7 protein-coding genes and 1 pseudogene are annotated in these 14,587 nt (G+C 58.8%); all 8 read left to right on the forward strand.

The window, feature by feature from the left end; genetic code table 11:
• Positions 1 to 64 precede the first annotated feature (64 nt).
• Positions 65 to 595, forward strand: a complete 531-nt coding sequence (locus BMIN_RS07755) for a MarR family winged helix-turn-helix transcriptional regulator (RefSeq protein ID WP_238565648.1) — start codon at positions 65 to 67, stop codon at positions 593 to 595.
• Positions 592 to 2,412 (forward strand): ABC transporter ATP-binding protein, encoded by a 1,821-nt coding sequence (locus tag BMIN_RS07760; RefSeq protein ID WP_022861620.1) that lies wholly within the window; start codon positions 592 to 594, stop codon positions 2,410 to 2,412. Before BMIN_RS07755 ends, BMIN_RS07760 begins: the two co-directional genes overlap by 4 nt.
• Complete coding sequence (locus BMIN_RS07765; protein ID WP_051126421.1) at positions 2,405 to 4,411, forward strand: ABC transporter ATP-binding protein; 2,007 nt, start codon at positions 2,405 to 2,407, stop codon at positions 4,409 to 4,411. Before BMIN_RS07760 ends, BMIN_RS07765 begins: the two co-directional genes overlap by 8 nt.
• Before the next feature lie 322 nt (positions 4,412 to 4,733).
• Complete coding sequence (ileS, locus tag BMIN_RS07770) at positions 4,734 to 8,099, forward strand: mupirocin-resistant isoleucine--tRNA ligase (RefSeq protein WP_051913510.1); 3,366 nt, start codon at positions 4,734 to 4,736, stop codon at positions 8,097 to 8,099.
• Between the two features lie 928 nt (positions 8,100 to 9,027).
• Positions 9,028 to 12,330, forward strand: coding sequence for a type I restriction endonuclease subunit R (locus BMIN_RS07775; protein WP_238565649.1), 3,303 nt, complete (start codon positions 9,028 to 9,030; stop codon positions 12,328 to 12,330).
• Positions 12,327 to 13,508 (forward strand): restriction endonuclease subunit S, encoded by a 1,182-nt coding sequence (locus BMIN_RS08425; RefSeq protein WP_022861615.1) that lies wholly within the window; start codon positions 12,327 to 12,329, stop codon positions 13,506 to 13,508. Before BMIN_RS07775 ends, BMIN_RS08425 begins: the two co-directional genes overlap by 4 nt.
• A gap of 17 nt (positions 13,509 to 13,525) precedes the next feature.
• Positions 13,526 to 14,425 (forward strand): N-6 DNA methylase, encoded by a 900-nt coding sequence (locus BMIN_RS07785; protein ID WP_022861614.1) that lies wholly within the window; start codon positions 13,526 to 13,528, stop codon positions 14,423 to 14,425.
• Positions 14,398 to 14,587 (forward strand): annotated as a pseudogene (locus tag BMIN_RS09005) (IS3 family transposase); the annotation flags it as partial. The gene BMIN_RS07785 and the pseudogene BMIN_RS09005, both read left to right, overlap by 28 nt.

Here is a 14,587-nt window from a genome sequence, read left to right on the forward strand (position 1 = left end):
TAGGATGGCCGCTGTGGAGAGAAGAGACACCATCGATGAACGTCGTGCCTTGACGGGTGCGGGCATGGCGGAAAAACGAAGCATCGGCATCGACATCAGCAGCCTTAACCGGCGTATACGGCGATATCTGAGTTCGACTATGCCCGACAACGCCCGTATCGCCACAGGTGGCAACGCTCATATCATCATGTTTCTCGCACGTCATCGCGCGCAGACCGTGGTGCAGAGGGATGTTGAAAAACGCTTCTGCATCACACGCTCCACAGCATCGCGGGTTCTGGCTTTGATGGAGCGCAAGGGGTTCATTGTTCGCGAGTCCGTTCCCGGCGACGCGCGGATGAAGCGCATTGTGCTTACGGATCGGGCGGATGCCATCGTCGAGGGGCTCGTCGCCAATGCGATGCGCATGGAAGAGGAGCTCTTCGAAGGCTTCACTCAAGAGGAACGCGCACAGCTTGCCGCCTACATCGACCGACTCATGGCGAACATCGATGCGGCGCAGGCACGCAAGTCCCACCCCGGGGAGCCGATGGGTGAATCGGATGCCGGCGGCAAGGGCGACATGGAGGAGAGCATGAAGGAGAGTGACGAGTGACGACAGCCATTGATAAGGCCGGAAACACGGCCCGGGAGGAGCCGGCGAAGCCGACGCATGTGATACGCACATTGCTGGGTAGTCTGCGGGAGTTCAAACGGCCCACCCTGCTCACGCCAACGTTCGTCGTCATCGAGGGAGTGCTGGAGATCCTCATTCCCACGCTGATGGCCGTGCTCATCGATCAGGGCATCGCTGGCGGATCCATGCCGCAGATCTGGCGTTTCGGAGTGATACTTATCGCATGCTCCGTGGTGTCGATGGCGTGCGGATTCCTGTCAGGACGTTTCGCTGCGGTCGCGGCCTCGGGCTTTGCGCGCAACCTCCGGCACGATCTGTTCGCGAAGGTGCAGTCCTTCAGCTTCACCAACATCGACCGCTTCTCGACGGGGTCGATCATCACGCGGCTGACAACGGATGTGACGAATCTACAGAACGCCTACCAGATGCTTATCAGGCTGGGCGTGCGCGCTCCCGTCATGGTGGTAGTCGCATGGCTGTTCACCTATCGGATCAGCCCGTCGATCTCGCTGGTCTTCCTCGCGGCCGTGCCGATTCTCGGTGGAGGACTGATCGCACTGGTGTTCCTTGTCCATCCTGTCTTCGAACGCGTCTTCCACACCTATGACCGGCTCAACAACGTCGTGGACGAGAACCTGCAGGGTGTGCGCGTGGTCAAGTCGTACAACCGCGAGGACCATGAGGTCTCGAAGTTCGGCAGGATATCCCAGTCGATATTCAACGACTTCACCAAGGCCGAGAAGATCATGAGCTTCAACATGCCGCTTCTGCAGTTCTGCATGTACGCCACCATGATCCTCATCGCGTGGATCGGCGCACGGCAGATCGTGGCCTCCGGCAACAGCTCGGCCCTTGGGCTGACGACCGGCGACCTCACTGCGCTGGTGACGTACGCGATGCAGATCCTTATGTCGATGATGATGCTGTCGATGATCGTCATCATGGTGATCATCTCGCAGGCCTCGGCGGAACGCACCTGCCAGGTCCTGCAGGAGGAGAGCACGGTGACGGATCCGGCCAGTCCCGTCATGGATGTTCCCGATGGGTCCGTGGAATTCGACCATGTGACGTTCCGCTACGCCACAAGCTCCGAGAAGCCGGTTCTCGACGACATCACCCTGAGCATCCCATCAGGAGCCACCGTGGGAATCGTGGGCGGCACCGGGTCATCCAAATCGAGTCTTGTGCAGCTCATTCCGCGTCTGTACGACGTGTCCAGCGGCTCGTTGAAGGTCGGTGGTAATGACGTTCGCGAATACGATCTGGTGGCGCTGCGCGATCAGGTCGCGATGGTTTTGCAGAAGAACGTGCTGTTCAGCGGCACGATCGCGCAGAATCTGCGCTGGGGCAATCCGGACGCGAGCGATGAGGAGATCCGCCACGCCGCGATCCTGGCCCAGGCGGACGGGTTCATCACCGAGTTTCCCGACGGCTACGACACGCACATCGAGCAGGGCGGCACGAACGTTTCGGGAGGGCAGCGCCAACGTCTGTGCATAGCCCGAGCGCTGCTCAAACGGCCCCGGATACTGATATTGGACGACTCCACCAGCGCGGTCGACACGAAAACCGATCGTCTGATACGCGAGGCCTTCCACGACGAGATCCCCGACACCACCAAAATCATCATCGCGCAGCGCGTGGCGTCCGTGCAGGATTCCGACCTCATCGTCGTGATGGAGGAGGGCAGGATCATCGACAGGGGAACGCACGAGCAGCTGTTGGAGACCTGCGACGAATACCGTTCGATCTACGAATCTCAGACGCAGAACAAGGGAGGCGATCTGGATGCCTAAGGCGACGAGCATGAGCCATGCGCCGATGAAGGCGGCCCCGGGAACCACCAAGCGCATCTTCGGATACATCATGCACTACCGATGGAGGGTGGTGACCATCGTCGTGTGCATCCTTCTGGGAGCCGCGGCGCAGGCGGGATCGGCCCTTTTCCTCCAGTCCCTGATCGACACGTACATTCTTCCGTTGGTCGGAGCGACCAACCCCGACTGGGGGCCGTTGCTGACCGCTCTGACGCTGATGGGCTGCCTCTACGCGGTCGGCGTGTTCAGCACCTGGCTGTGGAACTGGCTGATTGTGACGGTGGAGCAGGGCACGCTCAAGGACATCCGTGACGAGATGTTCGCGCATCAGCAGCGTCTCCCGATCGGCTATTTCGACACCCATGAGCATGGCGACACCATGAGCCGCTACACCAACGACACCGACACCCTGCGTCAGGCGATCTCGCAGTCGTTCCCGCAGATGTTCGCGTCGGGGGTGTCGGCGCTGGCGGCGCTGATCTCGATGCTGTGGCTTTCCATACCCTTCACCGTGTTCACGCTGGTGTTCACCATTGCGCTGGTGGCCGTCGTGCGGTTCATGGTCACCCGCAGCGGCATGTTCTTCATCCGCCAGCAGCAGACATTGGGCGGGGTGAACGCCTTCGTCGAGGAGGCCGTGAACGGCCAGAAGGTCATCAAGGTCTTCAACCATGAGGACGCGACGGCCTCGGAGTTCGACCGCCGAAACGAGGAGCTCTACCAGGCATCCGCCGCGGCCAACACCTTCGGCAACAACATCATGCCGGTCGTGGGCAACATGGGATACATGCTCTACGTGCTCCTTGCCATCGTCGGAGGGGCCGTCGCGCTGGCGGGATGGGGGAACGTGGGCCTGTCGGGATCGGGAACGCTCACCCTCGGCACCCTGATCGCCGTGCTCACGCTGTCGCGCGCCTTCGTCAACCCCATAGGCCAGGTGTCCATGCAGTTCAACATGGTCATGATGGCGCTCGCCGGCGCATCGCGGATCTTCGCACTCATGGATGAGCCGGTCGAAAGCGATGATGGCACGGTGCATCTGGTCAACGTCGAGCTCGCATCCGACGGCCGGACCATGACGGAGGTCGACCACGAGACGGGTCATTGGGCATGGCGACGGGCCGCCGACGATGATGGCACCCGATCCCTCGCCGCGGCATCGAAACTGCATGGCACCGCGCGTGAGGTGGCGCTGAAGGCCAAGGAGAGCGCGGTGACGTCCGCGGATGGCCGTTACACGCTGCTTCGCGGCGACGTGAGGTTCACTGAGGTGACGTTCGGATACGCGCCCGACAAGCCTGTGCTCCACGACATCACCTGGTTCGCCAAGCCCGGGCAGAAAATCGCCCTGGTGGGCGCGACCGGCGCGGGAAAGACCACCGTCACCAACCTCATCAACCGCTTCTACGACATTCAGCAGGGGCAGATTCTCTATGACGGGATCGACGTGCGCAACATCGTCAAGCCCGATCTGAGGCGGTCGCTGGGGATCGTCCTTCAGGACGTCAACCTCTTCACGGGCACGGTGATGGACAACATTCGATACGGTCGTCTTGACGCCACCGACGAGGAGTGCATCGCCGCCGCGCGGCGGACGAACGCCGACGGATTCATCCGCATGCTTCCGCAGGGCTATCAGACGGTTCTCGAGGGTGACGGCAGCGGACTCTCGCAGGGGCAGCGCCAGCTGGTGTCCATCGCCCGTGCGGCGGTCGCCGATCCGCCGGCCATGATTCTGGACGAGGCCACGAGCTCCATCGACACTCGCACCGAGGAGGTCGTCCAGGCCGGCATGGATGCGCTGATGAAGGGGCGTACCGTGTTCGTCATCGCCCACAGGCTCTCCACCGTGCGCAACTCGGATGTCATCATGGTTCTCGACCATGGGCGCATCATCGAACGAGGATCCCATGATGAGCTCATCGCGAAACGGGGGGAGTACTACCAGCTGTACACTGGCGCGGTCGAGCTGGAATAGGCGGGAGGCGCACGGGTGATCGGCGGCCGGTGCTATGATAAGCCGCGATATGGGTTCCGTATGTCTGAGGTCATATGACATAAGACGACTTATGGCATAAGGCGTACGGGGCTTGGACGATGATCCGTCATCAGCGGGGAGTCCTCGGAAGAACGGCGTGGCATCGCGTGGATGGCATCGCCTACTAGACCCGACGGGATCGGCCCGACACAGCCGAAGGCAAGTGGTCATGCCGGAAGCCGTTATGCGGCGCCGGCATGGCAAGCGGGGTGGTACCGCGGTGCCGTCGGTCCAGTGGATCGCGGCCTCGTCCTCGCAGGCGATGGAATGGACCTGCGAGACGAGGAGAGCAACGGTGAGTGAATCCACCAATTCCCATGCGTATCCCAAGGCGACGGCTGACGGTTCTCATGACCGTGTGACGCCAAGCCCCGATTTCCCCGCGTTGGAGACGTCGGTTCTGAAGTACTGGGACGGCGAGAAGACGTTCGAGAAGTCCGTGGAGCGCCGTCCCTCCGGCGACCACAGCCAGAACGAGTTCGTGTTCTTCGACGGCCCGCCCTTCGCCAACGGCCTGCCGCACTACGGACACCTTCTCACCGGCTATGCGAAGGACGTGATCCCGCGCTATCAGACCATGAAGGGCCATCGCGTCAATCGCGTCTTCGGCTGGGACACGCACGGCCTTCCCGCCGAACTTGAGGCGCAGAAGGAACTGGGCATCGAGTCGGTCGACCAGATCAACGAGATGGGCATCGAGAAGTTCAACGACGCCTGCCGCACGTCCGTCCTCAAATACACCAACGAGTGGCGCGACTACGTGCATCGTCAGGGCCGTTGGGTGGACTTCGAGCATGGCTACAAGACGCTGGACATCCCCTATATGGAGTCCGTCATGTGGGCGTTCAAGCAGCTGTACGACAAGGGCCTGGCCTATCAGGGCCACCGCGTGCTGCCGTACTGCCCGACCGACCGCACGCCGTTGAGCGCCCACGAGCTGCGCATGGACGCGGACGTGTACCAGGACCGTCAGGACACCACGGTGTCGGTCGCCGTCAGGCTGCGCGACGAGGAGGACGCCTACGCGGTGTTCTGGACCACCACGCCGTGGACGGTCCCGACGAACTTCGCCATCGTCGTCGGCGCGGACATCGACTACGTCGAGGTCCGTCCCACGCAGGGACGCTTCGCGGGCAAGAAGTTCTATCTGGGCAGGCCGCTGCTCGCGTCATACGCCAAGGAGCTGGGGGAGGACTACGAGGTCGTCCGCGAGCTCAAGGGCGCGGACATGGAGGGCTGGCGCTACTGGCCGGTCTTCCCGTACTTCGCCGATGATGCGGCGACCGGCGAGAACGGCACGCCCGGACCCAACGCCTACCGGATCTTCACCGCGGACTACGTCGACACCATCGAGGGAACCGGCCTCGTGCATCAGGCCCCCTACGGCGAGGACGATATGGCGACGCTGACCGCCAAGGGCATCAGGTCCGTGGACGTGCTCGACGAGAGCTGCTCGTTCAACTCGCTGTGTCCCGACTACGAGGCATGTACGTCTTCGACGCGGAATCTGCCGATCCTGCGCAACCTGCGCGCCGGCGACGGCCCGCTGGCCCGCATCCCCGAGGAGCATCGCGCGATCCTCTTCCAGGAGAAGAGCTACGTGCACTCCTATCCGCACTGCTGGCGCTGCGGCACCCCGCTGATCTACAAGCCGGTGTCCAGCTGGTTCGTGTCGGTGACGAAGATCAAGAAGCGTCTGCTGGAGCTCAACCAGGAGATCAACTGGATCCCCGGCAACGTCAAGGATGGCCAATTCGGCAAATGGCTGGCCAACGCCCGCGACTGGTCGATCTCACGCAACCGCTTCTGGGGTTCGCCGATCCCCGTATGGGTGTCGGACGATCCCAAGCATCCGCGTGTGGACGTGTACGGATCGCTTGAGGAGCTCAAGCGCGATTTCGGAGACTACCCGCGCGACCGCAAGGGCGAGATCAACATGCACAGGCCGTTCATCGACGAGCTGGTGCGGGTCAACCCCGACGATCCGACCGGGAAGTCGCATATGCGCCGCATCAGCGACGTTCTGGACTGCTGGTTCGAGTCCGGGTCGATGTCCTTCGCCCAGTTCCACTATCCATTCGAGAACAAGGAGTACTTCGAGCAGCATTTCCCGGCGGACTACATCGTCGAGTACATCGGTCAGACGCGCGGATGGTTCTATCTTCTGCACGTGATGGCGACCGCGCTGTTCGACCGGCCCGCCTTCAAGAACGTCATCTGCCATGGCATCGTGCTCGGCAGCGACGGGCAGAAGATGAGCAAGCATCTGCGCAACTATCCGGACGTCAACGGGGTGTTCGACAAGTTCGGATCCGACGCCATGCGCTGGTTCCTCATGAGCTCGCCGATCCTGCGAGGAGGCAACCTCATCGTCACCGCCGAGGGCATCCGAGACACGGTGCGTCAGGTCATGCTGCCCGTGTGGAGCTCGTACTACTTCTTCACGCTGTACGCCAATGCGGCCAACAGGGGAGCCGGATTCGAGGCGCGCGCGCTGCGTCCCGACGAGGTGGCGGGACTGCCGCGCATGGACCGGTACCTGCTGGCCAGAACCAGGCTTCTTGTGGAGCGCACCGAGAAGGCGCTGGACGACTTCGCCATCTCCGACGCCTGCGCCGCCGCGTCCGACTTCATCGACGTGCTCACCAACTGGTACATCCGCAACACGCGAGACCGCTTCTGGAACGAGGATCCGCAGGCGTTCAACACCCTGTACACGGTGCTGGAGGTCTTCATGCGCGTCCTCGCGCCGCTCGCCCCGATGGAGGCCGAGACCGTGTGGCGCGGTCTGACGGGCGGCGAATCCGTGCATCTGGCGGACTGGCCGTTCGTCCGTGACGAGAGGACCGGCGAGGACACCGAGCTGGGCCGCGTGCTGGTCGCCGACGACGCGCTCGTCGCCGCGATGGAGAAGGTGCGCGAGATCGTCTCCGGAACCCTGTCGCTGCGCAAGGCCGGGCACGTCCGCGTCCGTCAGCCGCTGTCGAAGCTCACGGTGCTCATCCAGGATCCGAAGGCGGCCGAGGCGTACACGGATCTGCTGGAGTCGGAGCTCAACGTGAAGGACGTGGAGTTCCTCACTCTGGAGGAGGCGCCCAGGCATGGTCTGCGCATCCTGCATCGTCTGCGCGTCAACGCCCGGGCCGCCGGACCCCGTCTGGGCAAGTCGGTCCAGGCGGCGATCAGGGCCGCGAAGAGCGGAGCCTGGCATGTGGACGAGAAGACCGGTCATCCCATCGAGGAGACGCAGCAGGGCGAGATCGAGCTGATCGACGGCGAGTTCGAGATGCTCGACGAGGTCGAGGAGGAGGATGCCGCCCATTCGCATGACGTGGTGTCCGCGAGCCTGCCGACCGGCGGATTCGTCATCCTCGACACCGCGCTCACCGACGATCTGGTCGCCGAGGGGTACGCCCGCGACGCGATCCGCTCCGTGCAGGACGCTCGCAAGGAGGCCGGTCTCGACATCTCCGACCGCATCGCACTGCGATTGGTCGTGCCGTCCGCCGATGCGGCGAAGGTCGAGCAGTTCCGCGACCTCATCGCGCATGAGACGCTGGCGACGAGTCTGGACGTCGTGGCGGATGCCGATGCCGCGGAGCTGGGAGTGAGCGTCGCCAAGGCCTGAGATCGTTAGCGTCTGATTGCTGGGTCTGATTCTCAGCGTCTGATCGTCGGGTCTGATCGTCGGTGCACGATTGCCGAAGTCCGGTCGCCGGGCCTGAGGGCGGCAGGTCTGAGAGCCGGGTCTCAGGGGGTGTGGCTCTCGAAGGGGCGGGCCTTAGGGCTGCCGCCCTTGAAGGGCCGTCTCTCGAAGGGCCGGACTTAGATTGCGGATTGCGGCGTGGATTGCGGGTCGAGTTTAGTGGTGGTGGATCGCGCGCGTCGCGCGGTTCGTCACCACCGGTCGTCGAATCGTAGGCTTGTCCACGGATCGTAGGCTTGTCCGTGGAATGGCAGGGCATGAACGCGCGTGACTCCTGGACGGATGTGAGATTTACGGACGTGAGATTTCCTCGACGGATGAGATTTCTGGACGAGTTGGAACAGCGACGGCATTCGGAAGAGATATCGGGGCTGCGCTATTCGTGTCCGGATTGCGCTCTCAGTGGGGTCAGTGGGGTAGGGCGAGCCAGACCCCAAGGACCAGAGAGCACACGCCGAACGCCATCGACACGATCCAGATTCTGTTCTTTGTCATATTTCACGGCTCCAAGGACTATCAGAGCTATGCCCAGTGCCGCTGAAACAAGCATGATCCAGAAACCCATTTCATTTCTCCAATCGTATGATTCTGTCGTACTGTTGAGCTTCGTCCGCAGCCCCTCTCGGGCCAGTGTCGTTTTCCTGCGGGCTGAGCCCGACCGGGACTCGACGTCGGCCCGGCGGTGAGCAGCCCGGCTGTCGAAGCGGGAGCATGTCCGAGGCGATGAGAAGAATATTGCACCAGTGATGCCATCGACGGTGATGTTACAGGGAGTTACGCGGACAGGTATGCGCCGTCGTTGGGCATGCGGATGAGCATGGGACGGACACCTTCATGGTGGATGGTCTCGATGGCAGGGAAAGAGGAGCTGGGCATGGAGAGCCATCCGCAGTCGGGCAGCGAGAGCGAATTTGAATCGATGCTGATCGAGCGGCTCTGCAATCGGGGACTGGTACGGGAGCCCGATTCCAAGCGCTCAGAGGATATCGAGCATCGAACACCGCGGTATCTGTCGGCGGAGAAATTCTGGCAGTATGCGCGTGGTATCAGCACAACCAAGCAATTATGGGCCAACTTCAAATCCATACTTGAGCGACACAATCAGAACGTGCTCGACCACCCGCTGAGCGACGTCGAATTCGCGCAGGTGAAGAACACCATATCGAATCTGAACACTCCGTATCAGGCCGGGCAGTTCCTCTACGGCCTCAATGGTGTCTCGCAGATCGAGGTCGATTTGGACGACGGCCGGCATGTGTTCCTCACCGTCTTCGACCAGAAGCAGATCGGCGCGGGTGACACGGTCTACCAGGTGGTGAACCAGATCGAGCGCCCCGCCGTCATCGCGGGGAAGGAAGATCGTCGGTTTGACACCACCCTGCTCATCAATGGTCTGCCCATCATCCAGATCGAGGAGAAGCGCGACACCCACGACGTCAATGAGGCGTTGAACCAGATGCACCAGTACATCGACGAGTTGCAGTACCACGATATCTTCTCGACCCTGCAGATCCTGGTGGCGCTTTCACCCAACAACGTGAAATACATGGCCAACACCACGTCGGACCAGTTCAACAAGGACTTCGCGTTCCACTGGCAGCGCAGGGACAACAACGGCATCGTTCGCGATTGGCGTGAGTTCGCCGATTCTATGCTGTCGATCCCCATGGCTCATCAAATGGCGACCAACTTCATGATTCTGGACGGCACGCCAAACAAGCAGATGCTCAAGGTCATGCGTCCCTATCAGGTGTATGCCACGCAGGCGGTGCTGAACAAACTCAAATACACCGATTTCGAGATAGCCACCAACAAGATTGGATACATCTGGCACACTACCGGGTCGGGCAAGACCATCACCAGCTTCAAGACGGCCTGGCTGGCAAGTCGCCTGCCGAACGTCGATAAGGTCGTGTTCCTCGTCGACAGGATCGCGTTGACGAAGCAAACGTTGGACAAGTACCGGGCATATGACCCCGATGCGGGAGATGACATGCTCGGTGGCGTGAAGGACACCAACAACACCAACGATCTACGGCGCAAGCTCAAGGCCAAGGACGGTGGCATCATCGTCACTTCCGTGCAGAAACTCGACACTCTCGTCAAACGCAAGTCTTTCGAGGCCCCGGCTAAGAATATCGTGTTTGTAGTCGATGAGGCGCACCGTTCGACCGGCGGTGATTCATTCCAAACCATTCAGCGGAAGTTCCCCCGTTCGGCCTGGGTCGGGTACACGGGTACGCCGATGTTCGACGACACGACCAACGGTCTTCGCACGGGCGATATTTTCGGTCCGCTCCTGCATGCCTACACGATTCGAGAGGCCATCGCCGATCACAACGTGTTGGGGTTCAAGGTCGATTTCCGTACGACCATCGATGAAGACAAGATGAAAGAGGAGTATCTGCCGCAGTTCTACCGGAACCGCTATCCGTCGTGGTCCGAGGAGCAGGTTCAGGCGAAGATCGCGAACCTTGACCAAAGTGACATGGATGATGCGATATCGCCCAGCTTCTATGACAACAATGACGAGCATGTTCGTCTTGTGGTCGCGGACGTGTTCGCGAATTGGCGCAATAGGTCGAACGATTGCAGGTATAATGCTCTGTTCACCACGCATGTCGGCGGGGGTGCGGCGAGCACCCCGATGGCGATGAAGTATTTCGATGAGTTCCAACGGGTCAATGACGAGCATCGACGCAATGGGGGATTGGTGCTCAAGGTCGCCATTACCTTCAGTTACAACACGACGAACAGCGATGACATGCTCAACTCGAACAAGATGCTGTTCCGAGCCATACAGACGTACAACGGAGAATTCGGTACATCGTTCGGCATGGATGACGTCGGTGGTTATACGCAGGACGTCACATCCCGGCTCGACCGAACGGCGAACGACAAACGATATCTTGATCTGGTCATCGTCGTCGATCAGCTCCTCACGGGCTTCGATGCACCCCAGCTCAACACCCTGTACGTCGATCGGACATTGAAGAACGCCAGCCTGATTCAGGCGTATTCGCGTACGAACCGCATCGAGGATATGGACAGCAAGCCGTGGGGCTATATCGTCAATTATCGGTGGCCGGCGAATTCCGAGAAGCTGATGAATGAGGCGCTGGCGATTTATGCCAACAAGAACTCGGCGGAACTGGGGCAGAGGGAGGACCCGGATCTCACGGATTCCGGCGTACTTGCCAAGTCGTTCGAGGAGGTCCTCAAGGCGGTCAGAACGAAGGTCGATAAACTGAGAAGCCTCACGGAGGACTTCCAGCACATTCCTTCATCCGAAAAGCAGCAGGATTTCATGGCGGATGTGATGCGTGAGTACAATGCCGGAGTCTCTCAGCTCAAACAATTCACTCCCGATGAGATCGACGGTGCGAAGACCGGATTCGACTACGATGATCCCGACTCTTTGGTGAAGTCACTGGGTATGAGTGTCGCCGAGGAGAGAACGTTGACGGTGGCGCTCGTTAATGAGCTCAAGAAGGCGATTGCCGGTCGGCTTAAGGTTCTGCCGACCCAGATTGATTTGCGGATGACGCATATCAAGGACGTGCAGATCAACTACGACTATCTCACCGAACTCGTGGAGCAGCTCCTGAACGAAGTCCACGAAGGCCGTCATGACGATGCCGCCGATACGCAGGATAAGATTCAAGAATTCGCCAATGGCTTGGAGGATCGCCAGTACGCCACCCGCATCGTCAATGCCGCTGCCGCCATTGCCGGAGGGCACTACCCGCCGGAAGGTTCGGGGTTTGTATATCCGGTAAAGCTTAGGAGCTTGGAGGAAGCGGAGAACGTGATTCGCCGTGCGAATACGGTGACGTTGGATAGGCAACTACAGGATTTCAGAATCAAGTGGGGCATCATCGATGTCATGAGCAGTTCGCAAATGCGTAAGTTGTTCGCCCGCCATCGTTACGGTGTCCAGGATCTCGATGACATGGGGCAGATTCGAGAGTTGGTGGCGCGGGGAAGTAGCGGATATCGCACCCTGGCACATGACGATACGGTTCAACATCTCTCGAAGATTAAGTATCGCAGTGGTCTGCGTGAGGCGATATACGATTTGGCCGATGATTTGACCGTCCATGGGGCGATTTCGGAATCATGTGGTGCTTATGGTGAGAGAAGGATGAGATGACTGACGATACATCGCGTGTTCCGAAGCTGCGCTTCCCGGGTTTTGCTGGCGCTTGGGAACAGCGTAAGCTCTCACAGGTTACTAAAATTACTATGGGACAGTCTCCTTTGGGTACAAATTACACGAATAATCCAAATGACCATATCTTAGTACAAGGCAACGCCGATATGAAAGATGGACATGTTGTTCCACGCGTTTGGACTAAACAAGTGACAAAGAAAGCCGAGGCTGGAGAATTAATTCTCTCGGTGAGAGCACCAGTTGGGGACGTCGGAGTTACTGACTTTCCTGTTGTTTTAGGACGTGGCGTAGCGGGCATCCAAGGCAATGCTTTTATTTTCCAACTTCTCTCAAAGATGAAGATTGATAATTACTGGATCAAATTCAGTAGTGGTTCAACTTTTGAATCCATTAACTCTAAAGATGTAAAAAATGCTGAAGTTTGCGTGCCAACTAACGCAGAGCAGGACAGTATTGGAAAGTTTTTTGGGCACCTAGATGAGACTATCGCTCTTCATCAGCGTAAGCTTTCGCATCTTCGGCAGTTGAAAAAGGGCCTGCTCCAGAAAATGTTCCCGAAATCCGGGGAGGACCGTCCGGAGGTCCGTTTCCCCGGTTTTGTTGACGCTTGGGAACAGCGTAAGCTCGATGGATACCTTGATGAATATACAGAGAAAACTACAAGTGAAGATCAATATCCGGTATTAACGTCTTCTCAACAGCAAGGAATTGTTTTTCAAACCGACTACTTTGCAAATCGACAAGTCACTACATCAGAGAATATCGGTTATTATGTTCTTCCTAGAGGATACTTCACCTACCGATCCCGTAGTGATAACGGAATTTTTAAATTCAACAGAAACGACTTAATTGATTTTGGTATCATTAGCTACTTTTATCCCGTATTTAAAATCGATAATGGTGACAGCAATTTCTTTATGCAGATTCTAAACCATTCAATTATCCGCCAAGTCGATCTTGAGTCAGTTGGTACGGGGCAACGTGTTCTGTCAATGAAAAAACTTAGAAACATTAGGACCAGAATTCCTTCACTTGACGAACAGAAGAAGATTGGAAGCCTTTTTTCACATTTGAACAACACTATCGCTCTTCATCAGCGTAAGCTTTCCCACCTTCAGCAGCAGAAAAAAGCCCTGCTTCAGCAGATGTTCGTCTAAGGAGAACAGACATAATCATGAGTACCACTCTGGAAGACATCACGTCCAAGCTTTGGGCCATGGCGAACGAACTTCGGGGCAATATGGATGCCTCAGAGTACAAGAACTATATTCTCGCCTTCATGTTCTACCGCTATCTGTCGGAGCACCAGATGGAATATCTCGAGAAGAACGACGTTCTCGATATTCGTGACGGCCAGACCATTGATGAGGCGTATGCCGAGCAAGCCGTCGGTGAGGATATGTCTGATTATCTGGAGGACATCTCGGCGTACTTGGGCTATGCGATCGAGCCGCAGGATACTTGGGCATCCTTGATTGGCAAGATTGACGGCAATCGCATCGTACCCAGTGACTATCAGGCGATCTTCGACGATTTCGAGAAGTATGCTTCCCTCAACAAGGAAGCCGCCAGGGATTTTCGAGGCGTCTTCAGCGACGTTAATCTCGGTGATTCCCGACTGGGTGCCAATACCAACGATCGCGCCAAGTCGTTGAACCGTATCGTGAAGCTCATTGATGGGGTCGAGTTCAGGGATGAGCACGGGCGGGATGTGCTGGGTGGCATCTATGAGTATTTGATCGGTATGTTTGCGGCGAACGCGGGCAAGAAGGGTGGCGAATTCTACACACCGCATGAGGTGTCACAGGTCTTGGCGCGACTAGTGACCAATGGGGTCTCGGCGGATGACGGCACGTTCAGCGTGTACGACCCGGCCTGCGGTTCGGGATCTCTGCTGCTGACCGTGCAGGACGAACTCCCCGGTGGTGAACGCCCCGGAATCGTGAAGTTCTTTGGCCAGGAACTCAACACGACGGGGCTGCGGACGTTTTCTTGGAGATTGAACGAGAGGATTCTATGTTCAGTCAAGAGGAGCGTGGTCGTGCCGTGGAGTTGTATTTCTCCACTGATATGACGACCCAGCAGGTCGCGGAGCATCTGGGTTATCCCACCCGTCAGTGTTTGGAACGTTGGCTGCATGAGGATCCGCGGTATGCCGATGCCATTGCCAAGCCGATCATCCCGTTCTCCAAGCGGGTGAGAGCCGTACGCCTGTGTCTTGCCGGTCTGCAACAGA

Source organism: Bifidobacterium minimum (assembly GCF_000741645.1).
Lineage (GTDB): Bacteria > Actinomycetota > Actinomycetes > Actinomycetales > Bifidobacteriaceae > Bifidobacterium > Bifidobacterium minimum.

Excerpts from the sequence above, each read along its gene's own strand:
- BMIN_RS07755 (WP_238565648.1), top strand. The coding sequence starts at position 65 with ATGGCGGAAAAACGAAGCATCGGCATCGACATCAGCAGCCTTAACCGG.
- BMIN_RS07765 (WP_051126421.1), top strand. The coding sequence starts at position 2,405 with ATGCCTAAGGCGACGAGCATGAGCCATGCGCCGATGAAGGCGGCCCCG.
- ileS (WP_051913510.1), top strand. The coding sequence starts at position 4,734 with ATGGAATGGACCTGCGAGACGAGGAGAGCAACGGTGAGTGAATCCACC.
- BMIN_RS07775 (WP_238565649.1), top strand. The coding sequence starts at position 9,028 with ATGGCAGGGAAAGAGGAGCTGGGCATGGAGAGCCATCCGCAGTCGGGC.
- BMIN_RS08425 (WP_022861615.1), top strand. The coding sequence starts at position 12,327 with ATGACTGACGATACATCGCGTGTTCCGAAGCTGCGCTTCCCGGGTTTT.
- BMIN_RS07785 (WP_022861614.1), top strand. The coding sequence starts at position 13,526 with ATGAGTACCACTCTGGAAGACATCACGTCCAAGCTTTGGGCCATGGCG.